Annotated in this window: 21 protein-coding genes and 1 other RNA gene; 3 read left to right on the plus strand and 19 right to left on the minus strand. The window is 58.4% G+C overall.

Annotated elements, in window-relative coordinates:
• Window positions 1-55 precede the first annotated feature (55 nt).
• Window positions 56-700, minus strand: coding sequence for an FMN-binding negative transcriptional regulator (locus D3871_RS10640; RefSeq protein ID WP_119768861.1), 645 nt, complete (start codon window positions 698-700; stop codon window positions 56-58).
• Window positions 701-728: 28 nt separating this feature from the next.
• Window positions 729-1,190, minus strand: a complete 462-nt coding sequence (locus D3871_RS10645) for an OsmC family protein (RefSeq protein ID WP_119768862.1) — start codon at window positions 1,188-1,190, stop codon at window positions 729-731.
• 194 nt (window positions 1,191-1,384) lie between these two features.
• Here D3871_RS10645 and pdxR point away from each other — a divergent pair, with 194 nt between their 5' ends.
• Complete coding sequence (pdxR, locus tag D3871_RS10650; RefSeq protein WP_233575574.1) at window positions 1,385-2,809, plus strand: MocR-like pyridoxine biosynthesis transcription factor PdxR; 1,425 nt, start codon at window positions 1,385-1,387, stop codon at window positions 2,807-2,809.
• Here the strand turns inward: pdxR and D3871_RS10655 are convergent.
• The 8 genes from D3871_RS10655 to dnaX form a co-directional block, all read right to left on the minus strand.
• Window positions 2,806-3,408 (minus strand): HupE/UreJ family protein, encoded by a 603-nt coding sequence (locus D3871_RS10655; protein ID WP_233575575.1) that lies wholly within the window; start codon window positions 3,406-3,408, stop codon window positions 2,806-2,808. The two genes, pdxR and D3871_RS10655, sit on opposite strands and share 4 nt — an antisense overlap.
• 222 nt (window positions 3,409-3,630) lie before the next feature.
• The gene (locus tag D3871_RS10660) at window positions 3,631-4,482 is read right to left on the minus strand and encodes an ABC transporter permease (RefSeq protein ID WP_119768865.1); all 852 of its coding nucleotides are present in this window, start codon (window positions 4,480-4,482) and stop codon (window positions 3,631-3,633) included.
• A 77-nt stretch (window positions 4,483-4,559) separates the two neighbouring features.
• Window positions 4,560-5,369 carry an ABC transporter ATP-binding protein gene (locus D3871_RS10665; protein WP_119768866.1) on the minus strand — a complete coding sequence of 270 codons (810 nt, stop codon included), beginning with the start codon at window positions 5,367-5,369 and terminating at the stop codon, window positions 4,560-4,562.
• 98 nt (window positions 5,370-5,467) lie between these two features.
• Window positions 5,468-6,508, minus strand: a complete 1,041-nt coding sequence (locus D3871_RS10670) for an ABC transporter substrate-binding protein (protein ID WP_119768867.1) — start codon at window positions 6,506-6,508, stop codon at window positions 5,468-5,470.
• Between the two features lie 66 nt (window positions 6,509-6,574).
• A complete protein-coding gene (locus tag D3871_RS10675; RefSeq protein WP_119768868.1) occupies window positions 6,575-7,819 on the minus strand; it encodes a CaiB/BaiF CoA transferase family protein in 1,245 nt (414 codons plus the stop codon).
• A gap of 216 nt (window positions 7,820-8,035) precedes the next feature.
• Complete coding sequence (gene recR / locus D3871_RS10680; RefSeq protein ID WP_119768869.1) at window positions 8,036-8,632, minus strand: recombination mediator RecR; 597 nt, start codon at window positions 8,630-8,632, stop codon at window positions 8,036-8,038.
• A gap of 95 nt (window positions 8,633-8,727) precedes the next feature.
• Entirely contained in the window at window positions 8,728-9,054 is a 327-nt protein-coding gene (locus D3871_RS10685) for a YbaB/EbfC family nucleoid-associated protein (protein ID WP_119768870.1), read from the minus strand.
• Window positions 9,055-9,105: 51 nt separating this feature from the next.
• A complete protein-coding gene (gene dnaX, locus D3871_RS10690; protein ID WP_119768871.1) occupies window positions 9,106-11,037 on the minus strand; it encodes a DNA polymerase III subunit gamma/tau in 1,932 nt (643 codons plus the stop codon).
• 89 nt (window positions 11,038-11,126) lie between these two features.
• Between dnaX and D3871_RS10695 the strand changes: the two genes are divergently transcribed.
• Complete coding sequence (locus D3871_RS10695) at window positions 11,127-12,770, plus strand: isovaleryl-CoA dehydrogenase (protein ID WP_119768872.1); 1,644 nt, start codon at window positions 11,127-11,129, stop codon at window positions 12,768-12,770.
• Between the two features lie 94 nt (window positions 12,771-12,864).
• On the opposite strand, the gene ffs is transcribed toward D3871_RS10695, so the two are convergent.
• Together ffs and ubiD are read right to left on the minus strand one after the other, a co-directional pair.
• Window positions 12,865-12,963, minus strand: an RNA gene (gene ffs, locus D3871_RS10700) — signal recognition particle sRNA small type.
• Window positions 12,964-13,075: 112 nt separating this feature from the next.
• Window positions 13,076-14,560, minus strand: a complete 1,485-nt coding sequence (gene ubiD, locus D3871_RS10705) for a 4-hydroxy-3-polyprenylbenzoate decarboxylase (RefSeq protein ID WP_119768873.1) — start codon at window positions 14,558-14,560, stop codon at window positions 13,076-13,078.
• Window positions 14,561-15,021: 461 nt separating this feature from the next.
• Between ubiD and D3871_RS10710 the strand changes: the two genes are divergently transcribed.
• Window positions 15,022-15,978 (plus strand): transglycosylase SLT domain-containing protein, encoded by a 957-nt coding sequence (locus tag D3871_RS10710; RefSeq protein ID WP_119768874.1) that lies wholly within the window; start codon window positions 15,022-15,024, stop codon window positions 15,976-15,978.
• A 127-nt stretch (window positions 15,979-16,105) separates the two neighbouring features.
• Here D3871_RS10710 and D3871_RS10715 read toward each other — a convergent pair whose 3' ends face one another.
• From D3871_RS10715 to D3871_RS10745, 7 genes are all read right to left on the minus strand, one after another.
• On the minus strand, window positions 16,106-17,275 hold the full coding sequence (locus D3871_RS10715) for a pyridoxal phosphate-dependent aminotransferase (protein ID WP_119768875.1): 1,170 nt from the start codon (window positions 17,273-17,275) through the stop codon (window positions 16,106-16,108).
• 90 nt (window positions 17,276-17,365) lie between these two features.
• A complete protein-coding gene (nusB, locus tag D3871_RS10720; protein WP_119768876.1) occupies window positions 17,366-17,836 on the minus strand; it encodes a transcription antitermination factor NusB in 471 nt (156 codons plus the stop codon).
• 3 nt (window positions 17,837-17,839) lie between these two features.
• Entirely contained in the window at window positions 17,840-18,325 is a 486-nt protein-coding gene (gene ribH / locus D3871_RS10725) for a 6,7-dimethyl-8-ribityllumazine synthase (protein ID WP_119768877.1), read from the minus strand.
• Window positions 18,326-18,465: 140 nt separating this feature from the next.
• A complete protein-coding gene (gene ribBA / locus D3871_RS10730) occupies window positions 18,466-19,578 on the minus strand; it encodes a bifunctional 3,4-dihydroxy-2-butanone-4-phosphate synthase/GTP cyclohydrolase II (RefSeq protein WP_119768878.1) in 1,113 nt (370 codons plus the stop codon).
• Window positions 19,579-19,693: 115 nt separating this feature from the next.
• Complete coding sequence (locus D3871_RS10735; RefSeq protein WP_119768879.1) at window positions 19,694-20,308, minus strand: riboflavin synthase; 615 nt, start codon at window positions 20,306-20,308, stop codon at window positions 19,694-19,696.
• Window positions 20,309-20,320: 12 nt separating this feature from the next.
• Complete coding sequence (gene ribD / locus D3871_RS10740) at window positions 20,321-21,412, minus strand: bifunctional diaminohydroxyphosphoribosylaminopyrimidine deaminase/5-amino-6-(5-phosphoribosylamino)uracil reductase RibD (protein ID WP_119768880.1); 1,092 nt, start codon at window positions 21,410-21,412, stop codon at window positions 20,321-20,323.
• Window positions 21,413-21,622: 210 nt separating this feature from the next.
• Window positions 21,623-22,213, minus strand: coding sequence for a GspH/FimT family pseudopilin (locus D3871_RS10745; protein WP_233575576.1), 591 nt, complete (start codon window positions 22,211-22,213; stop codon window positions 21,623-21,625).
• Window positions 22,214-22,218: the final 5 nt, after the last annotated feature.

Below are 22,218 nucleotides of genomic sequence, written 5' to 3' on the forward strand. Positions count from 1 at the left end.
TTAGATTGCGAAACCGCCATTGTACCAAGCGAGACCGCATTCTCCGCCGCGCGTGCTATGCGATCTGATTTCCTCGGTTAGCCACCGCCTCCGCCATTGCCAGCGCTTCGCTGCCGCCTCGTGTCCTCAACCCGTCCTCCACACCGATGCGATTGAGGCGCGGCTGGTTCTGGCTGACCTTCCACTTCCCGAGCAATCTTGTGATCGGAATCTCGATGCCTACCAGCGACGGCAACAGCTTCTCGATGAAGTCGGCCGGCGCATCACTCAACTTCCAGGCTTCAGACTGTCCTGCTTCATGCGCACCGGTCAGGCGCTCAAGCTGGGCACGTACCCACTGCGGATCATCGATCACGCGCAGCGGTCCATAGGCATGCACGACCATATAGTTGTAGGTCGGGACGACCTTGCCGTGCTCTTTCTTGGTCGCGTAGAACGAAGGGCTGATATAGGCGCGTGCGCCCTGAAACACCGTCAGCGACTCCACACTGCCGGACGCGTCGCGCCATACCGGATTGGCGCGCGCAACGTGCGCGCGCAAGGTGCCGAACGGTGGGTCGCCGGAATCGATTTCAAACGGCAGCTGATTGGCATTGAGCCCATCCGGCCCAAGCGTGACGAATGTGCCGAGAGAATGTTCGCGCATCAACTGGTGCATAACGTCGAGGCGCGTTTCCTCGAACATTGACGGTATATACATGAATGATCCTTTAGTGCCGTGATACGAGTTATTGTGCTTCAACCACGATTTCCGACTTGACGGAGTTGGCGATAAAACAATCCTCATGCGCCTTGTGGTGCATATGGTCCAATTCGTCGGCACTGGGTTGGCGAGTGCCACTGAACACGATGCGCGGACGCAGCGTCACACGGGTGACCGCAACGCGTCCTTCCGTATTCTTTTCCATGATTCCCAACGCCTTGTCGCGATAGCTATCGACCACAAAGCCTTGCCGGCCCGCGACCCAAAGAAAGGTCAGCATATGGCAGCTGGATACTGCGGCGACAAAGGCCTCTTCCGGATCGACCGCCGCAGCGATCGACATCGGCTCCGGCACGACGGAGGGCGACGACGATGCCGGAACTTCGATTCCGCCATCGAAACTCCAGCGGTGGCCGCGGCTGTAGCGATTGTCGGTAAATGCGTGGTCTCCGCGGCTCCAGGAGATAGTGGCTTCGTAAGTGTGCATAGTGTCCCTGCCTGGTTAGGATGAGGTGATGGTGAACCAAGAATGCTGCAGCGGAAAACAGCTTATCAAGCCATTTGGCTTTCTTAAAGAGCCAATAAATGGTAATTTGAGAATACCAATTTTGCGATCCGTCTCCTATGCACTTTGCCGACTCTCTAGCCACCCTGCGACTTGATCCCGGGTCGGCGACACCGATGTTTCGACAGCTTTATCTTGCAATCAAGCAGGCGATCCTGGCAGGAACTCTCGGCCCGGGCGTCCAATTGCCGCCGACGCGAGAATTGTCGACTATGTTCGGCGTTTCGCGGCAAACCATTCTGAATGCCTATTCGCAATTGCTCGCCGAAGGCTATCTATCTGGTGTCGTGGGCAAGGGCACTTTCGTCAGTTCCTCGCTGCCAATCGCGAATGCACTGAACAGTGGCAAGCCGCATCAGCTTATCCGCCCTCTGTCTGCACGCGGCGAACGCTTTACCGGGCCCGAAGCATATCTGCCCTACCATCAGGGAGCATCGCGCGCGTTTCGCATTGGCATGCCGGGACTGGATGCCTTTCCCTTCGATGTGTGGAGCCGGCTGGAAGCCCGTTGCTGGCGCCGCCCGCCCCATGAACTGGGCTACGGCGACCCTGCCGGATACCTGCCGCTGCGCGAAGCCTTGGCCGGCTATCTGCGCGCCTCGCGCGGCGTGCAGTGCACCGCCGATCAAATCATCATCACCTCGGGCTCGCAACAAGCTGTGTATCTGATCGCCACCATGCTGCTGATGCCGGAAGACAAGGTCTGGGTGGAAGAACCCGGCTATCGCGGAATCAATGCCTCGCTGCGGGCGGCGGAAGCCTGTATCTGTCCGGTGCCGGTCGATAATGAGGGATTGAACGTAGCGCACGGCATCAGCCATTATCCTGAAGCGCGGCTGGTATATGTCACGCCGACCCATCAGCTGCCGCTTGGCATGACAATGAGCCTGCCACGGCGGCTGGAACTGTTAGGCTGGGCGTCGGCCAACAAGACATGGGTAGTCGAAGACGACTATGACAGCGAATACCGTTACGGCGGCCCGCCGCTTGCATCGCTGCAAAGTCTGGACAAGTCCGGTTGCGTGATTTACGTGGGAACGCTGTCGAAAGTATTGTTTCCCGGCTTGAGGCTAGGGTATATCGTCGCTCCGCCGGCGCTTGCGCAGGCGTTCACCCAAGGCAAGGCAATCATGGACCGCCACGCGCCGCTGGTGCCCCAGGCAGTATTGGCGGATTTTATCCAGGAAGGACATTTTCAGCGCCATATCCGCCGCACGCGCGACGTGTATGCGGAACGGCGCGACACCCTGCTGCGCGCAATCGACGCACGTCTATCGGATCGATTGACCGTCGGCGCGACGGATACAGGCTTGCATCTGCCGGTGATGTTCAGGCAGCCTTGCGACGACCACGTCATCGCCAAGGCGGGGCTGGATCATGGACTTGAGCTGCGAGGCCTGTCGTATTTCTATAACGAGACGCAAGCCGATACGCGACGCGTTGGCGTATGCGGATTGCTGCTAGGTTTTGCGGCAATCCCGCCCGCTGAAATCAGGCGTGGCGTGGACCGCCTTCATGCATTGCTGAACAAGCAGTTTTAGGTAAAGGCCAGCAAGCCTACGCCAGTAACTGCGACAGCCGCACCGCTTGCCCGCAACAACATGGCGGCGACTGGACGGCGTCCAGCGAGCCCCATCAGTACACCGGCCAGATGCAAGAGCAGCGTCGCAAGCACAAATCCGGCACCGTACGCCAACATGGAACCGCCGACAGGTGCTTCGATACCGTGCGCGTAGCCATGCATCAGGCCGAACACCGAGACCATCGCAATTCCCGCACCCACCGGCATGCGCACCGCAAAGGCAACCAGCAAGCCCAGCAAGGCAAGCGAACTCGCGATACCGGTCTCGACGCCACCAAAGCTACTGCCATACATGGCCACTGCGGCCCCGACAGCCATCATCAGCGGGAAGGCCAGCGCCATCAGCAGAGCCGGGAGGCGCTTTTGCTGGACAGCCCAGATGCCGACCACCAGCATGGCGAGCAGATGATCCCAGCCGACAAAAGGATGTCCGAAACCGGCCGCGAAGCTTGCGTCCGCATGATGCAGGCCAGGATGCGCGATGGCGGTACCGGACAGTAGCGTGGCAGCGATAATAAAAAGACTGCGGATAAGCATGGTGGGCTGAGGTAGTGTCATTGAGGTCCTCCTTGGAGTGTTTTATTTATGCCAGGCGCGGCGACGCACTGTTTTCGGGCAGTACGCCTCAAAACGGGCCGTCACACGACATGGGCATCTGGCAAGCACAAATGTGGTGCGCACGTTCACACTTTTCTACCTGCGCAAACTGATGCGCAGGGCTGGTGCGGAATCGGTCGCGTTAGCCGATTCCGTTCTAGCAAGACCTGCGCCCGCCCGGGATTACATCTTCTCGGTTTCGCCGCTTTTCGGCTGCCACTTCATCAGGCGCCGCTCTATCATGCCGACCACGGTGTCGAGCACCAGTGCAAAAGCCGTCAGCACAAGAATGCCGGCAAACACGGTATTGATGTCGAAAGTGCCTTCCGCCTGCAGGATCAGATAACCGACGCCGCGCGCCGAACCCAGGTATTCGCCGACGATGGCGCCGACGAAGGCAAGGCCGACCGAGGTATGCAGACTTGAAAATACCCATGAGGTCGCCGACGGCAGATAGACCTGACGCAACAGCTGGCGCTGGCTGGCGCCCAGCATGCGGGCATTGGCCAGAACGACCGGACTAACTTCCTTGACACCCTGGTAGACGTTGAAAAACACGATAAAGAAAACCAGTGTGACCGCCAGCGCCACTTTCGACCAGATGCCAAGGCCGAACCACATCGCGAAAATAGGCGCAAGGATGACGCGCGGCATGGAGTTGGCCGCCTTGATATAGGGATCAAGGATGGCCGATGTCAGTGGCGAGAGCGCCAGCCACAGGCCGCAAGCCAATCCCAGCAGCGTGCCGATACCGAAAGCCAGCAACGTCTCGGTGAGCGTCACTAGCAGATGCGGATAGATTTCGGCTGGAAAGTTCAGCGTGAACCAGGTCGAATCCATGAACCCGACTTCCAGCGTTCCGCTGCCGACCGTGAACCATTGCCAGATGCGCGCCATCACCTTGATCGGCTCGCCGAAGAAAAATGCAGCTTGGGGATCACGGGTCGCGAAATGCCAGACCGCGAAAAAGGCAACCAGTACGAGTACCTGCCAGATGCGCAGGTTTTTTTGGTTTGGTCGGATGAGATTGAGCATCGCTTATGCGTTGTTATCGATTGATGTGCGTTCCTGTCGGCAGCCGCGCGGCACTCTCTTTCTGCCGGCGACCAAACCTATGCCTTGGTCTTTTGCTGCTGATACCCCTTCAGCACTTCTTCCCGTAATACATTCCAGATTTGCGCATGCAGTTCCACAAAGCGCGGATGCATGCGAATTTCCGCCACATCCCTCGGCCTCGGAAGGTCGATATGGAATTCGCCGATCGGATGGGTTTGCGGTCCCGCCGACAGCACAACGACACGATCGGACATCGCGATCGCTTCATCGAGGTCATGAGTAATGAACAGCACTGCCTTTTTCTTGGCGCTCCACAAATCGAGCACTTCGTTTTCCATCAATTGCCGGGTCTGCACATCCAGCGCGGAAAACGGTTCGTCCATCAGCATGATGTCGGGGTCCAGAATCAGGGTCTGCGCGAGCGCGACCCGTTTGCGCATGCCGCCGGACAATTGATGCGGATAACGATCGCCAAAACCTTGCAGGCCGACGCGTGCCAGCCACTCTTCGCCCTGCCGGCGCGCACTCGCCGCATCAATGCCGCGAAACTGCAGGCCGGCAATGACGTTTTGCAGCGCGCTGCGCCAGGGCATCAAGGCTTCGGCCTGGAACATGTAGCCGGCGCGGCGGTTAATGCCTTCCAGCGGTTCGCCAAAAACCTTGATCGATCCGGAAGACGGCGCAAGCAAACCTGCGCCGACATTCAGCAGGGTCGACTTGCCGCATCCTGTAGGACCGACCACCGATACGAATTCGCCCGGTGCGATATGCAGAGTGGTATCGGCAACCGCGGTATAGCGTTGCGTGCGGTCTTCCTTGGAGACGAAGGTGCAGGTAATGCTGTCGAGGGCAAGCGCAGGTGTCATCGTTGCTGGTGTCGTGAAGTGGCATGCCTGCCTGCTGCAGGCATCGGCATGATTCTGCGCCCTACGGCGGGCGGGCCGCCGGCGCGGCCTTGCTTGGTTTACTTGTACTTCGCGTTTGCCTTCTTCACCAGTTCATTGGTGTAGGTCTTGGCCAAGTCGATGTTCTTGCTGGCGAGTTCCGGGTCGAACGCCTGCAGCGTCTTCAATGCGGTCTTCGGTCCGGCATCGGGGATCATGCCATCCGGCGAAATCGCTTCACGCACCTTCATGAAGGCATCGATATACAGCGCGCGGTCGCCCAGCAGGTAGCTTTCCGGAACCACCTTGATGATGTCGGATGGACCGGCCTTTTGCAGCCATTTCAATGCACGGACCATCGCATTGGTCAGCGCCTGTGCGGTATTCGGATTCTTTTTGAGGAAGGCATCGGTGGTGTACAGCGTGGCGGCCGGCATTGGGCCGCCGAAGACGTCGTTGGTGTCCTTCAGCGTACGCGTATCGGCGATGACCCTGACGTCATTCTTTTGCTGCAGCATGGTGACAACCGGGTCCAGGTTGGCGATCGCATCGATCTGCCCGGAGCGCATCGCCGCCAGCGCGCCGGCCGATGTGCCAACGCCGATGAAGGAGACATCGGTCGGCTTGAGCCCGCCCTTGGCGAGCACGAAATTGGCCATCATGTTGGTCGATGAACCCGGCGCGGTGACGCCGATTTTCTTGCCCTTGAGGTCGGCGATGCTTTTGTAATTGGGCATGGTCTTGTTCGAGACCGCCAGCACGATCTGCGGCGCCCTGCCCTGCAACACGAAAGCGGTGATGGATTGGCCCTTGGCCTGCATGTTGATCGTGTGTTCGTATGCGCCCGACACCACGTCGGCGCTGCCGCCGACCAGTGCCTGCAAAGCCTTGGCGCCGCCGGCGAAATCGCTGATTTCAACCTGCAGGCCTTCATCCTTGAAATAGCCGAGTTGCTCGGCAACTGTCAACGGAAGGTAGTAGAACAGGTTCTTGCCGCCCACCGCGATCGAGACTTTCGGCTTTTCCAGTGTCTGGGCAAACAGCTTGCCGTTGAAGGTGAAATAACCGGCGAGAAAAAGTGCAAGCGCAATCGCGAACTGCTTCCAGAAAGTCTTGTTCATGCTGTCTCCGACTTGTTATTCGTTGGGCTCTGCAGGCGCTCAACGCGTCCTTGCAGGGGGTTCTGACTAGATAACGCGGTCACGCGCCAACTGCGCGATCTGCTCGTCATCATAACCCAGTGCGCGCAAGACTTCAGTATTGTGCTCGCCGAGTTGCGGACCCAGCCATTTTGTCTCACCGGGCGTTACCGACAGCTTGGGTGTGATGGCTGGAAGCTTGATCGGCGTGCCGTCCGCGAACGCATGCTGTTCGAACATGCGGCGTGCAAGGAATTGCGGGTCGCTCATCATGTCGCGCACCGAATAGATCTTGCCGACAGGGACGTCGGCGGCCTTCAGCACCGCGAGGGCCTGATCAATGGTTTGCGTCGCACACCATTGCTGGATCGCGCCATCGATTTCGGCAGTGCGCGGCACGCGGCCGTCGTTGCGAGCAAGCTGAGGATCGTCGGCCATGTCCTGTCGCCCGATTGCCAGCATTAGGCGTTTGAAGATCGCGTCTCCATTACCGGCGATTACGATGTTTTCACCATCGCCGGTGGTATAGGTATTGGACGGCACGATGCCGGGCAAGGCGCCGCCGGTGCGTTCGCGCACGACGCCGGCATGATCGTATTCCGGCACCAGCGATTCCATCATGTTGAACACCGCCTCATACAGCGCGACATCGACCATCTGGCCCTGGCCGGCGATACAGTCAGTTCCGGTCTTGCCATTCCAGCGTCCACCGGTGGTGTCGCGATGGCGCAGCGCCATCATCGCGCCGATCACGCCATGCAAGGCTGCAACGGAATCGCCGATAGAGATGCCGATGCGCACCGGCGGCCGGTCGGGATGGCCTGACACATAGCGCATGCCGCCCATGGATTCGCCGATCGCTCCGAATCCCGGCAAGTCTTTCATCGGTCCGGTCTGGCCGTATCCGGACAACCGCACCATGATCGTGGCCGGATTGTGCTGCTTCAGATCCTCGTAGCCGAGATTCCATTTTTCCAGCACGCCAGGCCGGTAGTTTTCAATGATGATGTCGGCTTCGAGCGCGAGCTGCCTGGCGATGTCCTGGCCACGCGGATCTTTCATGTTCAGTGTCACGCTTTTCTTGTTGCGTGACTGTACCGACCACCACAGGGAAGTGCCATCTTTCAGCACCCGCCATTGCCGTATCGGGTCGCCGCCGTCGGGCGATTCGATCTTGATGACATCGGCGCCGAATTCGGCAAGCATGCGTGAACAAAAGGGCCCGGCGATCAGCGTGCCGAGTTCGAGTACCTTGATGCCGGCAAGCGGGCCGACGGATGTTTTTGTTGTCATGTCCCTGAAGGCTAAGGTGCGCGTTCGCGCGATTGGAGTTTGAATCCGACCAGCGTCTAGTGTAGTGTTTCACGTAGATTGAGACTGATAAAAGTGATGGATTTCGCGGCGAATCGAGGCGCACACCGCAGCAATAGCGAGCTATTGCGAGGATGTGCAACGAAGAGTCGGCGTGAAAGACGCACTTTTATGTCTCAAGAAGAGTGAAACACTACACTAGGTCGTGCGACGATCCAGCATGGCGCGCGCTATCGTTCCCGCATCCACATATTCCAGTTCGCCGCCGACCGGAACGCCTCGCGCGAGGCGGCTGACTTTCAGGCCGCGCGCCTTCAGCGTTTCACTGATGTAGTGCGCGGTCGCTTCGCCTTCGTTGGTGAAGTTGGTAGCCAGCACGACTTCGTTCACCGCACCGTCGGTGGCGCGCGTGATCAGCTTTTCCAGATGAATGTCCTTGGGGCCGATGCCGTCGAGTGGGGAGAGTCGTCCCATCAGCACGAAATACAATCCCTTGTAAGTCAGCGTCTGCTCGATCATCAATTGATCGGCCGGCGTTTCACACACGCATAGCAGCGCGGCATCGCGTTCCGGGTCCATGCACATTTCGCACAATTCGTTCTCGGTGAACGTATTGCAGCGGGCACAATGATGGACGCGTTCGACCGCTTGCGAGAGGGCGCGGCCGAGCATGGCGGCACCATCGCGGTCGTGCTGCATCAGGTGGTAAGCCATGCGCTGGGCGGACTTCGGACCGATGCCGGGCAGCCTGCGCAAGGCTTCGGTCAAAAATTCAAGGCTGGAAGGCGATTTCACTCGGACTCTCTGTCATCGCGACTGGATAGGGTCAATGCGCCTGCGGCGCTGCAGGCGCAGCGCGTCGATACGTGCTCGCCTGCATGCATGCGCCGTCAGAACGGCATCTTGAAGCCCGGGGGCAGCGGCAAGCCCGCGGTCATGCCGGACATTTTTTCCTGGGATGTCGCTTCGGCCTTGCGGACCGCATCATTGAAAGCGGCTGCGACCAGGTCTTCCAGCATGTCCTTGTCATCCCCCAGCAGGGATGGATCGATCGTGACGCGCCTGACATCGTTCTTGCAGGTCATGATCACCTTGACCAGGCCGGCGCCTGACTGGCCCTCGACCTCGATCAATGCAAGCTGGTCCTGCATCTTCTTCATGTTGTCCTGCATTTGCTGGGCTTGCTTCATCAGCCCTGCCAGTTGGCCCTTCATCATGATATTGCTCCTGCTCGTTGGTTGTTCATTGGTTATGGGTAACGGTATGCGTTACACAGGCTTGATCGAGCCTGGCACGATCGTCGCGCCGAATTCCCGCATCAGCGTCTGCACGAAAGGATCGCGCTGCATGCTCTCTTCCGCCTGGCGCTGCCGGGCTTCGCGTTCGGCCACTGCTTGCGCATTGGCGGTCTGCTGAACGGCGCCAATTTCGGTAGTGACACGTACGGCTTTTCCAAAATGTTCGGACAAGGCCGCTGTCAGTTTATCGACGGCTCCGGCCGATCGCAGTGTTTCCAGCGGGATGCGCACATGCATCATTACCGCATCGCCGTTGTCTTCGCATTGCAAAAGCTCGCTCTGCTGCGCCAATTGCTGGACCACGCCGCGCAAGGGAAGTGCCGCAGCTAGGGCCGGCCAGTTGCCATCCCAATTGAGCGACGGCATCGGTGCCGAAACAGGTGGCGACATCTTTGCCGTCGGCAGTTCCGGCACGACAATGATCGGCGGCTCTTCCAACACTGCGGTATCCGACTGTATCAATGGCTGCCGCTGCGGCTCGCTGCGTACTTCAGTTTTTTTTTGAGTCGCGACCGGAAGTGAATCGAACGACGGCATATCGCGCGCGGGCGGAGCCTCATCGTCCCATGGCGGTGGCGCGGCGCTTGCAGGACGCGCAGCCGGCGGCGTAGCAGCCTGCGATCTGCCGCCATTGCGCGCCGCTTCCAGTGCCGCGCGGGCCGGACTCATGCCGGCCGGTCTTGCCGGCTGTGATTGTGCGGCCGCTGCACTGGCATGCGCCGGCGCTTGCGCGCGGCTTGCTGTTGCGGGGGAAGAATTCAGGGTACGGGCTGGTTCCGGCGCTGCCGGCGACTGCGCGGCACGCTCGGCACCACCCATGCCGGGACGAAATGCCAGCATGCGTAATAGCGTCATCGAAAATCCGGCGTATTCGTCGGGCGCGAGACTCAGTTCATTGCGGCCATGCACAGCGATTTGATAGAACAGTTGTATTTCTTCCGCGTCGAACAAGCCGGACAGACGCAGCACGTCGTCACGCTCCGGCACATCGTCGGGCAATGCCGCCGGGACGGTTTGCGCCAACGCGAGCCGGTGCAGCAGCGTGCCGAGATCCTGCAAGGCAACGTTGTACGACAGGCTGCGAGCCGCCATTTCATCGGCGACCGCAAGCAGGCCAGTTCCGTCCTGCGCCGCCAGCGCATCGAGTATGCGGATCAGATAGGACTGGTCGAGCGCGCCGAGCATGCCCTGCACCGCTCCCAACGTCACCTTGCCGGCTGCATAGGCAATCGCCTGATCGGTGAGCGAGAGCGCATCGCGCATCGAACCATGCGCGCCTTGTGCAAGCAGACGCAGGGCGGGAGCATCAAACTCTATACTCTCTTGTCCCAATATGTTTTCGAGATGGCCGACAATATGGCCTGGCGGCATCTGCTTGAGATTGAACTGCAGGCAGCGCGAGAGCACGGTAACGGGAATTTTTTGTGGATCGGTTGTTGCCAGAATGAACTTGACGTGCGCCGGCGGTTCTTCCAGCGTCTTGAGCATCGAATTGAATGCGTGATTGGTCAACATGTGAACTTCGTCGATCATGTAAACCTTGAAGCGTGCATTCGATGGCGCGTAGACGGCCTGCTCCAGCAATTGCGCCATTTCATCAACGCCACGGTTCGAGGCCGCATCCATTTCGATGTAGTCGACAAAGCGGCCGGCATCGATGGCTGTACAGGCTTCGCATTTGCCGCAAGGCGTAGCGGTGATGCCGGCCTCGCAGTTCAGGGATTTGGCGAGAATGCGGGACAGGGTGGTCTTGCCGACGCCGCGCGTCCCTGTAAACAGGTAGGCATGATGCAGGCGTTGCTGCTCCAGCGCGTGCGTAAGTGCCCGCACGACATGCTCCTGCCCGACAAGCGTCTCGAAGCTCTTTGGGCGATACTTGCGGGCAAGGACTTGATAAGACATGGCGGCGCTGGCTGTTGAATGTAGCTCGCATTTTACCTGACCTGATGCAAGTTATAGTCCGAGAACTCATCGTGAAAAGGATATCCAGAATGCAATGGCCCACACATGAAGTAACGAACCAGGTACCGGAACTGGAGGACTACAACCTTTTTACCAGTGATGTTGCGTTGGCTGACGGATTGCGGCGCAGCGGCGCAGCCTGGAATGAAGATAATCTTCGGCGTTTCGGCGCAACACTTGGCACGGCGGAGGTTTTGCGCCTGGGCGAACTCGCCAATCATCATCTGCCCGAACTCGCCACGCATGACCGAATAGGCCAGCGCATAGACCGGGTGGAGTTCCATCCAAGCTGGCATGCCTTGCTCGGCTTGTTGCGTACAGAAGGCTTGCATGCCCTGCCCTGGTCCGATCCGCGGCCGGGTGCCCATGCGGCCCGCGCGGCCGGCTACTTTCTTCAGTCGCAGGTGGAATCAGGCTCGCTCTGCCCGACCACGATGACGTTTGCGGCGATTCCGGTGTTGCGAAACGAACCCAAACTGTTCGAAGTTTTGCGCGACAAGTTGTACTCGCGCGAACATGATCCGCGCGACCTGCCGCTGGAACAAAAAAAATCCATCCTGATCGGCATGGGCATGACCGAAAAGCAAGGGGGCTCCGATGTGCGCACCAACACCACGACCGCTCGTCCGCTCAGCGGCGAAGGACGCGGCGCGGAATATCTGCTGACCGGCCACAAGTGGTTCTTTTCGGCGCCGATGTGCGACGCGCATCTTGTACTGGCGCGCACCGAAGGCGGCCTGTCCTGCTTCTTCGTACCGCGCTGGCGACCCGACGGCACCAAGAACGCAGTACTGGTGCAACGTCTCAAGGACAAGCTCGGCAACCGCTCCAATTCCAGCAGCGAAGTGGAATTTCAAGATGCGTATGGCGTGATGGTGGGCGACGAAGGCCGCGGCATCCCCACCATTATCGAAATGGCGAACCATACCCGTCTCGATTGCGTGATCGGCAGCGCCGGCCTGATGCGCCAGGCATTTGTACAGGCGGCCCACCATGCGCGTCACCGCAAGGTGTTCGGCCGGATGCTGAGCGAGCAGCCGCTGATGCGCAATGTGCTGTCCGATCTCGCGCTCGAAAGCGAAGCGGCGACCGTGCTGATGCTGCGCCTGGCACAGGCTTTCGAATCTCCGGCCGATCCGCTGGAGCGCGCATGGCGGCGCATTGTCACACCGGCCGCCAAGTTCTTGATCTGCAAGCGCGCTCTGGAGTTCACCGGTGAATGCATGGAAGTCTGGGGCGGCAACGGCTACGTGGAAACGGGGCCGATGGCGCGCCTGTACCGCGAAGCGCCAGTCAATTCGATCTGGGAAGGTTCAGGCAATGTCATGTGCCTGGACGTATTGCGGGCAATCGAGCGGGAAACGGAAGGCTTTCTGCTGTTGCTTGAACAATTCGAGGCAGCCGCTGCGGGACACGCCGGCTTGAAGGAGTTGGTGCTGGCGCTGCGCAAGGATCTTGCGACACCACCCGAGCAACGTGAAATGCTGGCACGCCGCTTTGCCCAGCGGCTGGTACTGGCGGCGCAAGGCTGCCTGATGCTGGGGTCCGCACCTCCGGCGATTGCCGATGCATTCATCACAAGCCGGATCGACGCGCAATCCGGCCGGGTGTACGGGACGCTGTCATCGGCAGCGATGCAACAGGAAATTCTGGAACGTGCGTGGCCTGAGTAGAGTCGAGAGTCTAGAGCCTGCTTGGCATGCTTGCCTGGCCGCCGGCCAGGCAACGTAACTTGATAGGAAATTAAGCGGAAGCTTATAAAAAAAGAGGGGCGAGCCTTGTCTACGGCACTTGCGGGAAATGGCTGTGGCTGCTTCGTTCCCGACCTGACCAGGTTGGCCATGCCACAATGCGTAGGGGCCCGCCGACCCGTATTCTATCAGCAAAAGCCTTGCCGTCGGCTTCCAATTTCCGGCTTTGTCGCTCGACAATAGTTTGTCGTCGGCGCATTTGCGCCGACGCGGCATCACAATTTGCCTTAAATTCCGAGCTCTCCCCAAATACGGTCGACTTTCTGCTTTACCTCGTCACTCATGCGAATAGTCGTGCCCCACTCGCGGCTGGTTTCTCCCGGCCATTTGTTGGTGGCGTCGATTCCCATCTTGCTGCCGAGTCCGCTGACGGGCGAGGCGAAATCCAGGTAATCGATCGGCGTGTTATCGACCAGAGTGGTATCGCGGGTCGGATCGACGCGTGTGGTGATGGCCCAGATCACTTCTTTCCAGTCGCGGATGTTGACGTCTTCATCGACCACCACGATGAACTTGGTATACATGAACTGGCGCAGAAAACTCCAGACCCCGAACATGACCCGCTTCGCATGGCCGGCATACGACTTCTTGATTTGCACGATTGCCATCCGATAGCTGCAGCCTTCCGGCGGCAGGTAAAAGTCGGTGATTTCGGCAAATTGCTTCTGCAGCAGCGGAACAAATACTTCGTTCAAGGCCACACCCAGGACCGCAGGTTCGTCAGGCGGCTTGCCTGTATAGGTCGAGTGGTAAATCGGATCGCGCCGCATGGTGATCCGGTCTATCGTGAAAACGGGAAACCAGTCCTGCTCGTTGTAATAGCCGGTGTGGTCGCCGTAGGGTCCTTCCAGTGCATGCTCGTATCCGGAGGAATGTGCTTCGTCCGGATAGATATGCCCTTCCAGCACGATCTCGGCTGATGCCGGAACGCGCAGCTCGCTGCCGATCGCCTTCACCAGTTCGGTCCTGCTGCCGCGCAGGAGGCCGGCGAACTGGTATTCGGACAAGCTGTCGGGCACCGGTGTCACGGCGCCGAGTATGGTTGCCGGATCCGCCCCTAAGGCCACTGCGATGGGATATGGTTTGCCGGGATTGACGATCGCATGTTCACGAAAATCCAGGGCGCCGCCACGGTGAGCCAGCCAGCGCATGATCACCTTGTTGCGCCCGATAACCTGCTGGCGATAGATACCAAGATTCTGGCGTTTCTTGTGCGGTCCTTTGGTAATCACCAGACCCCAGGTAATCAAAGGTGCGATGTCGCCGGGCCAGCAGTGCTGAATCGGAAGCCTGGCCAGGTCAACGTCATTGCCTTCCCATACGATGTCCTGGCAGGCCGCTGAGCGATGCTCTTTTGGCGCCATATCCCACAGGGATTTCACCATCGAGCCCAGACCGAGAACATCCTTCAAACCCTTTGGCGGCTCGGGTTCCTTGAGCGTCGACAGTAAGTGGCCGATCTTGCGCAGTTCGCTAACGTCTTCCGCGCCCATTCCCAACGCAACCCGGCGCGGCGTGCCAAACAGATTTCCGAGCACGGGGATGGAATGTCCGGCCGGACGGTTAAAAAGCAACGCCGGGCCACCAGCGCGTAGCGTACGGTCACATATTTCCGTCATCTCAAGATACGGTGAAACCGGGCTGGAAACCGCCTTAAGTTCGCCCATTTGTTGCAACTGGGCAATAAAATCTCGCAAATCAGAATATTTCATGATTTTTCACAAAGTTTAACACTTGGCCATCTTTGTAAAATGCAAGCCCAAGTAATTGATTTTATTAAAGTATTGTTGCTGCACAGCGAGATTCTTATACACAAAAGTAATAAAAACCTTATTTGTTAGTATTGACGTGATATAAACAGCCCCCTAAAATTCGCCCAACTTGACGAGCACACTTCCCTGCATCAGGGAACTACCAGTGAAAAGCTCGCCACTCACGGGAACGGGGTCCCACGACATTTTAAGGAGTGTTTTCCAAAGGCTTCTGCCTTCTCCCCGAAAAAGTTGCTTGCTACTGCCAGGCGCATGGCCGCCGACAGTCAATGACAAGCAATTCCGACGTTTGCAGCAAAGCGCCGCGCGCGGCTGCAAACGATGTCCGATTCATGGCAAACATAAGTGTCTACAGGCTTTGTAGTGGGCTCTTTGCTTGCCGCGACATTTCAGGAGCATGAATGTTACAGCTATTTTCCAGGGCGATTCCCGATTTCGCCAGAAATGAGCAAACCCCGTCAAGCACGCCAGTCGTGGCGCGCGACGGCATCCGCGGTGTTATCACGACCGCACACCATGCCGTGATGGCACTTGGCCTTTTCGCGATCGCCGCCCTCGTCATCATGTTCGTCAGGCCGGAAATTGCCGATCAACTCAAGGAGTTGTCTCCGTTTGCCGCAGCGGTCAATGAAGAGGAAGGAACCGAGACGCTTGCACCGGCCGCCCTGCTCGCTGCGCCGGCACCGGCTGTAGTCGAGGCCTCAAGCGCACCGCAAAAAGCCGTATCCCAACCGGATACGGGCAGCACGGCCGGCAATTCCAAACAGCAGCAGTGGGTAACGAACTGGCTGTCGAAACGCTATCGCGTCGCCAGTGACGCCACCAACATGGTCGTATCTGCGGCCTATCTGACCGCAAAGGAAATCAAGCTTGATCCCTTGCTTATCCTGTCGGTGATGGCGATCGAATCCGGCTTCAACCCCTTTGCCGAGAGCCCTGTCGGGGCGCAAGGTTTGATGCAGGTAATGTCCAAGGTGCACCATGATAAGTTCGCCGAAGTTGGCGGCGTCAAGGCAGCCCTGAATCCGGTTACGAATATTCGTGTTGGCTCTCAGATTCTGAAAGACTATGTGCAACGCGGCGGATCGGTCGAAGCAGGATTGAAACTGTATGTCGGCGCAGGGGCTTTCGATTCCGATTCCGGCTACGGTTCCAAGGTATTGGCCGAGTATCGCCGACTGAAGGAAGTCGCGATGGGCAAGCAGGTACCAACCTTTACAACGTCGGCACGCGCCGCATCGCCAAAGCCGAAACAGGCTGAACCCAAGGTGGAGGAAGCGGCTGTACAGGTTCCGGAACCACCAACCGCGGAGGAAAGCCGGCCGTCGCTCCAGAGCGATCAGGTGGCTGCGCTGTAATCACGTCAACGTCCGAACATGGAGGAGCCGAATGGCTCCTTTTTTATTTGGCGCGATGCGTCGTTTGCATCGAAGGAGTGTGCCAGACCGCATCGGATCCGGCCGGCTGAGCAAAGCTGGATCTTTTCTAGCGCCGGGCCGCGAAGAACTTTTCAAGCCGCGTCACCGCTTCCTGCAGATTTTCCATCGAGGTTGCATACGACAGGCGAATGTAACTTTTCGCAGTGTAAGGACCGAAATCAAGGCCGGGCACCAGCACTACGCCGGCTTCATGCAACATTTCGATCGTGAGCCGGTCTGCATCGTCCGACAGCGCCGAGCAATCAGCATAGACGTAGAATGCGCCGTCCGGCGTGACCGGGACACGAAAACCGAGCTGCCGCAGGGCTGGAACGATGAAATCGCGACGGCGTTTGAATTCCGCTTTGCGCTGTTCGTAAATAGAGATGGCTTCCGGCGAAAAACAGGCGACACCCGCGTGCTGTGCAATGCTGGAAGCACAAATGAACAAGTTCTGCGCCAGTTTCTCAACCGCAGGCACCATCGATTCCGGAACGACTAGCCAGCCCAGGCGCCAGCCGGTCATATTGAAATATTTCGAGAAACTGTTGATGACAATGACGTCTTCACCCAGCGACAACGCCGAAAACGGCGCCTCGTCATAGGTGAGGCCCTGATATATCTCGTCGACGATCGTGAACCCCTGCCGCTCGCGCACGGTGGCGACAATTTTCCGTAATTCATCGTGAGGAATCGAGGTGCCGGTCGGATTGGACGGGGATGCCAGCAACACGCCGCGGGTTGCAGCGCCCCAATGTTCGCGCACCACTGTGTCGGACAACTGGAAGCGTTGCTCCGGTCCGCTTGCAATCATCTTTGCCTGACCTTCGAAGGCCGCGACAAAGTGTCGATTGCATGGATACGACGGGTCTGGCATCAGCACTTCCGTTCCCTTGTCGACCAGGGCTGCACAGGCCAGCAGCAAGGCAGCCGAGGCGCCTGCGGTGATGATGATGCGCGACGGCGCAATATCAAGTCCATAGACGTGCCGGTAATGATTGGCAATCACTTCCCGCAACGCAGGAATGCCGGTTGCCGAGGTGTATTGCATCTTCCCATCCGCCATTGCACGCGCGGCAGCGTCGATTACCGGCTGCGCCGCGGTAAAGTCGGGCTCGCCGATGCCCATGTGAATGATGGATCGGCCTTGCCGTTCGAGCTCGGTGGCTCGCTTCGCCAGTTCCATCACATGGAAAGGCGCGATATTGGCAAGACGGGAAGCCAGATGTGGATTCATTGCAGTGGATGATATGGATTATGCGCATGGCGACGGCAGGCGATGCCGGCGCCATGGAACGGAGAAAACGGGAAAGACGAAAGGCCGGGTTCAGCGCTTCTTGGCGTCGTCGACTTCGACGTTGCGCACCTTCGCTGCAAACTTGTCGAGCACGCCATTGACATACTTGTGGCCGTCGATGCCGCCGAAGGATTTGGTTAGTTCGACTGCTTCATTGATCACGACCTTGTAAGGGATTTCAATATGGTTGCCAAGCTCGTAGGCGCCTATCAGCAAGGCCGCATGTTCAACCGGCGAAAGCTGTTCGATCGGCCGATCAATCAAGGGCGCAAGGCTTTCGCGCAATGCCGGAGCCTGTTTGATCGTACCGTGCAACAAGGCGTTGAAGTGTTCGGCATCCGCCTTGTCGAACCCGTGTGCTTCACGGATATTCGCATCGATCGCGCCGGCGTCTTCATTGGCAAGCAGCCACTGATACAAGCCCTGCAGCGCGAATTCGCGCGCACGATGGCGTGGCGTACGGCTTTTACTCGGATTGGCATGCACTGTCTTCTGGTTCATTTCTTACTCTTCCTCTGTTGCTTCGCCAAGCTCTTCCAGCGCAATCGACAGGTTTGCCATCTCGACCGCCACGCGCGCCGCGTCAGCGCCTTTAACCGCCATGCGAACTTCGGCCTGTTCGTCGGTTTCGGTTGTCAGCACCGCATTGGCGATCGGAATACCGAAATCCAGGCCGACTCTGGTGATCCCGGCACCGGACTCGTTGGATACCAATTCAAAGTGGTAGGTTTCACCGCGAATCACCGCACCAAGTGCAATCAGTGCATCGAACTGTTGGGTTTCAGCCATTTTTTGCAAGGCAAGGGGAATTTCCAGGGCGCCGGGTACGCTTACATGCAAGACATCCTCGTCGGCAACGCCGAGATGCTTCAACTCCGCCAGGCATGCAGAGAGCAGGCCGTGGCAGACATCTTCATTGAAACGGGCTTGGACGATACCGACACGCACGCCTTCTCCGCTCAAATTCGATTCGTAAGTTCCTACGGTCATGGTTATTCCTTCATGCGCATGTGCGCTCAATGAACTGCAGCCCCGCAACGTACGCCTCGATGTCTCGAAGCATGCGTGACAGGGTGGTTGTCAACTATTATTACGGTCCGGCTTTGCCGGACCGTCCTGTTTATTGGTTCTTAATTATCGGGTTTGGATTGATAGCCAACCACTTCCAGGTCAAAACCGGTCATCGAAGGCATCTTGCGCGGGCTGGCCAGCAATTTCATCTTACCGACCCCCAGGTCTTTCAGGATTTGCGCGCCGATGCCATAAGTGCGCAGATCGAGGCGCGAGCCGCGCGGCTGTGGTACCGAGCCGGGGTTATTGAGCGCATCGAACTGGGCAAACATTTGCTCAGCGGACTCTTCGCAATTCAGCAGCACCATTGTGCCGCGCTCGGAAGCCTTGATGGCCGCCATGGCAGACGCTGTGTTCCAGGAATGTGTGGTCATCTGGGTTTCAAGCAAGTCCAGGATCGATATCGGCTGATGCACCCTGACCAGTGTTTCCGATTCCGGCGTTATATCCCCGTGCACCAGCGCCAGATGCGCGCCGCCGCTTGGCTTGTCGCGATAAGCAATGGTGCGGAATGGACCGTGCGCCGTGTGCATGACACGTTCGGCGACGCGTTCAACAATGCTTTCATTCTGGCTGCGGTAATGGATCAGATCGGCAATCGTACCGATTTTGAGTCCATGCTCTTGTGCGAATTCGATCAGGTCCGGCAACCTGGCCATGGTGCCATCGTCCTTCATGATTTCACAGATTACTGCGGCCGGGGTCAGGCCGGCGAGCTCGGCAAAGTCGCAACCCGCCTCGGTATGGCCGGCGCGCATGAGCACGCCGCCCTTTTGCGCCTTGAGCGGAAAAATGTGGCCAGGCTGGACGATATCGGCGGGCTTGGCATTCTTTGCCACTGCCACCTGTACCGTACGCGCACGATCGGCCGCGGAAATACCGGTGGTGACGCCTTCAGCTGCCTCGATGGAAACAGTGAAATTGGTGCCATAGGATGTGCCATTGCGTGTGGTCATCATCGCCAGGTTCAACAGATTGCAGCGCTCTTCCGTGAGTGTCAGACAAATCAGCCCGCGGCCGTATTTCGCCATGAAATTGATGGCTTCAGGCGTCACGAATTCAGCAGCAAGCACCAAATCGCCTTCGTTTTCGCGGTCTTCCTCGTCGACAAGAATAACCATGCGGCCGGCGCGCAGCTCGGCAATAATTTCCAGAGTTGTTGAAATAGCCATGACTAAAGTCCTATGTAGCCTGCTATTTTAAAGGATTTGGAAGCGTTCCAACTTTCGGTTTCGAAACAAATCACGCTGCGGCGCAGGGCAAGCCAGCCTGCTACGCGTCGCCTGTTCAAGCCTTGAGGCTTAGCATGCGCTCGACATACCGCGCGATCAGGTCGATTTCCAGATTGACTCGACTTCCTGACCGCAAATGCTTGAGCGTCGTGACTTCCACCGTGTGGGGAATCAAATTGATGGAAAACGTGCATTCGCTGTCACCATCGATAACGCGGTTGACGGTCAATGAAACGCCGTTGACGACGATCGATCCCTTATAGGCCAGATACTTCGCAAGCTCGCGCGAAGCTTCGATCACCAGTTCCATCGATTCGCCCACCGGCTCGAAACTGCGAACCACGCCCAGGCCGTCGACATGCCCGGAAACCAGATGACCACCCAGGCGGTCGGCGAGCGTCAATGCCTTCTCAAGATTGACTTCGCCGATGGCGTCGAGGCCTGCGGTGCGATTAAGGCTTTCGCGCGAAACATCCACGGTGAATCCGGTGTCGGTCTTGCTGATCACGGTCATGCAGGCGCCATTGAGCGCGATCGAATCACCGAGACCAACATCCGCCATCGGCAAGCCGCCTGCTTCAACAATAAGGCGCACACCCGCATCAGGGTCATTGCCAAGCGGTGTAATCGAGGAGATTTTGCCTATCGCGGCGACGATGCCGGTGAACATGATCGGGCTCCTTTAGATGAAACGAGCAAGGATACGCAAATCCGGACCAAGCTGCTTGATTTCGTGGAAAGAAAGACGCTTGCGGTCATCCAGACTGTCCAGCGCCCTGAGGTCGAACATCCCGTGCGCGTCGCCCAGCAGGCTGGGGGCGAGATATACCAGGAGTTCATCGACACAAGCTTCGCGTATCAGCGAGCCGTTCAGCTTGAAGCCGGCTTCGACGTGCAGTTCATTGATCTGTCGCCGTCCGAGCTCTTCCATCAGTAGCGGCAGATCGACCTTGCCATGGGTGTTGGGAAGAATAATGATTTCCGCACCGCGCTCGCGCAACCTGGCTTCCTTATCCGGGTCCGACTGCGCAGCAACGATCCAGGTGCCGCCTCCCGTCAGCACGCGCGCATCCGGGCTGATCTGCAGCCGACTGTCGATCACGATCCGCCGCGGCTGGCGCGGCGTGTCGATCGCGCGGACGGTCAATTGCGGGTTGTCCTCGATGACCGTGCCTATGCCGGTCAGAATCGCGCATGCCCGCGCCCGCCACCGGTGCCCGTCGTCCCTCGCCTCTGCAGAGGTGATCCATTGGCTGTGTCCGTTATATAGCGCCGTTCGTCCATCGAGGCTGGCCGCCGTCTTCATGCGTACCCATGGCCGCCCTCTCTGCATACGCGAAAGGAAGCCAATGTTCATTTCTCGCGCTTCCGAGGCAAGGACGTCAGTCACGACTTCGATACCCGCGGCGCGCAACTTGGCGAAACCTTGCCCCCCCACGAGTGGGTTCGGGTCGCCGAGTGCGGCGACGACCTTGCCAATTCCGGCGCGGATCAGCGTATCGGCGCAAGGAGGGGTGCGGCCGAAGTGACTGCAAGGTTCGAGCGACACATAGGCGGTCGCGCCCCGCACGTCATTGCCGCGGCGCATGGCGTCATTCAAGGCCTGCACCTCGGCATGCGCCTGACCGGGAGGTTGGGTATGTCCTTCACCTATGACCACTCCATCCTTGACAAGGACGCAACCCACTCTGGGGTTGGGACTGGTGATCAACATACCCTTCGCAGCCCATTCAAGGGCAAGCGCCATTCCCTGCACGTCGTTTTCTATGTTCACGTTAATACCGTTCCTGCTCGGATATACCACGCATGCGTGGTCAAATCGCCATTTTATCCCGCCGTGGCAGGTTTTCGGAACGGACGGGAATTCAGTCGCGATGCGCGTTATGTTCGGTATCGATCCATAGCTGGATCCTGCACCCGAGCTCGGACTTGTATCCGCGGCGATTCGCGGGAGGGAAATGTGCGAAACGCAGCCCCAATTGCTTCAGCAATTGTCTTCACCGGCTTTCGGCGTGCAGACGCGTGGGCGCCCGAGGGCATTCAGGACAATCTTACGCTTTTGTTTGCCGAGTTCGAATGTGAACGAGCCGAACTGAGGTTGTTGTCCACCGGCGTGATTGGTACGGGTCCGGCCAGTGGCGGCATATGCCAGATAGAGAGGTGACTGATCGGTCAGCACCGAAGTGATCACCATATCCGGCGGTGCCGAAGGATGCGTGAAAATCACTTGCTCTCCCGGGCCGGGTTTTTGATCGTTGTCCTCGTCGACGAAAACCGTCCATCCGGCCGACCAGTTTTCGCCGCTGGGCACCAGATCGACCCGAACGCCCCTGCGAATCGCCTCCGAGCGGGCCAACTGGATCGAAGACAGAAAATCATTGACTGTGCTGCTCGCTTTCTGACTCTGGATCAATTCACCGAACGATGGCGCTGCAATGCCGAGCAATATCGCCATCACTGCAAGAACGGTCAGCAACTCGACCAAAGAAAATCCGTTACGCAACGATCCATTTTTCAACGATGGCAATAACTGCGATGAAAACGCGCTGCAATTCGAATGCCAGGCTTGGTTCATGGATG

The sequence above is a fragment of the Noviherbaspirillum saxi genome, from assembly GCF_003591035.1.
GTDB classification, from domain to species: domain Bacteria; phylum Pseudomonadota; class Gammaproteobacteria; order Burkholderiales; family Burkholderiaceae_D; genus Noviherbaspirillum; species Noviherbaspirillum saxi.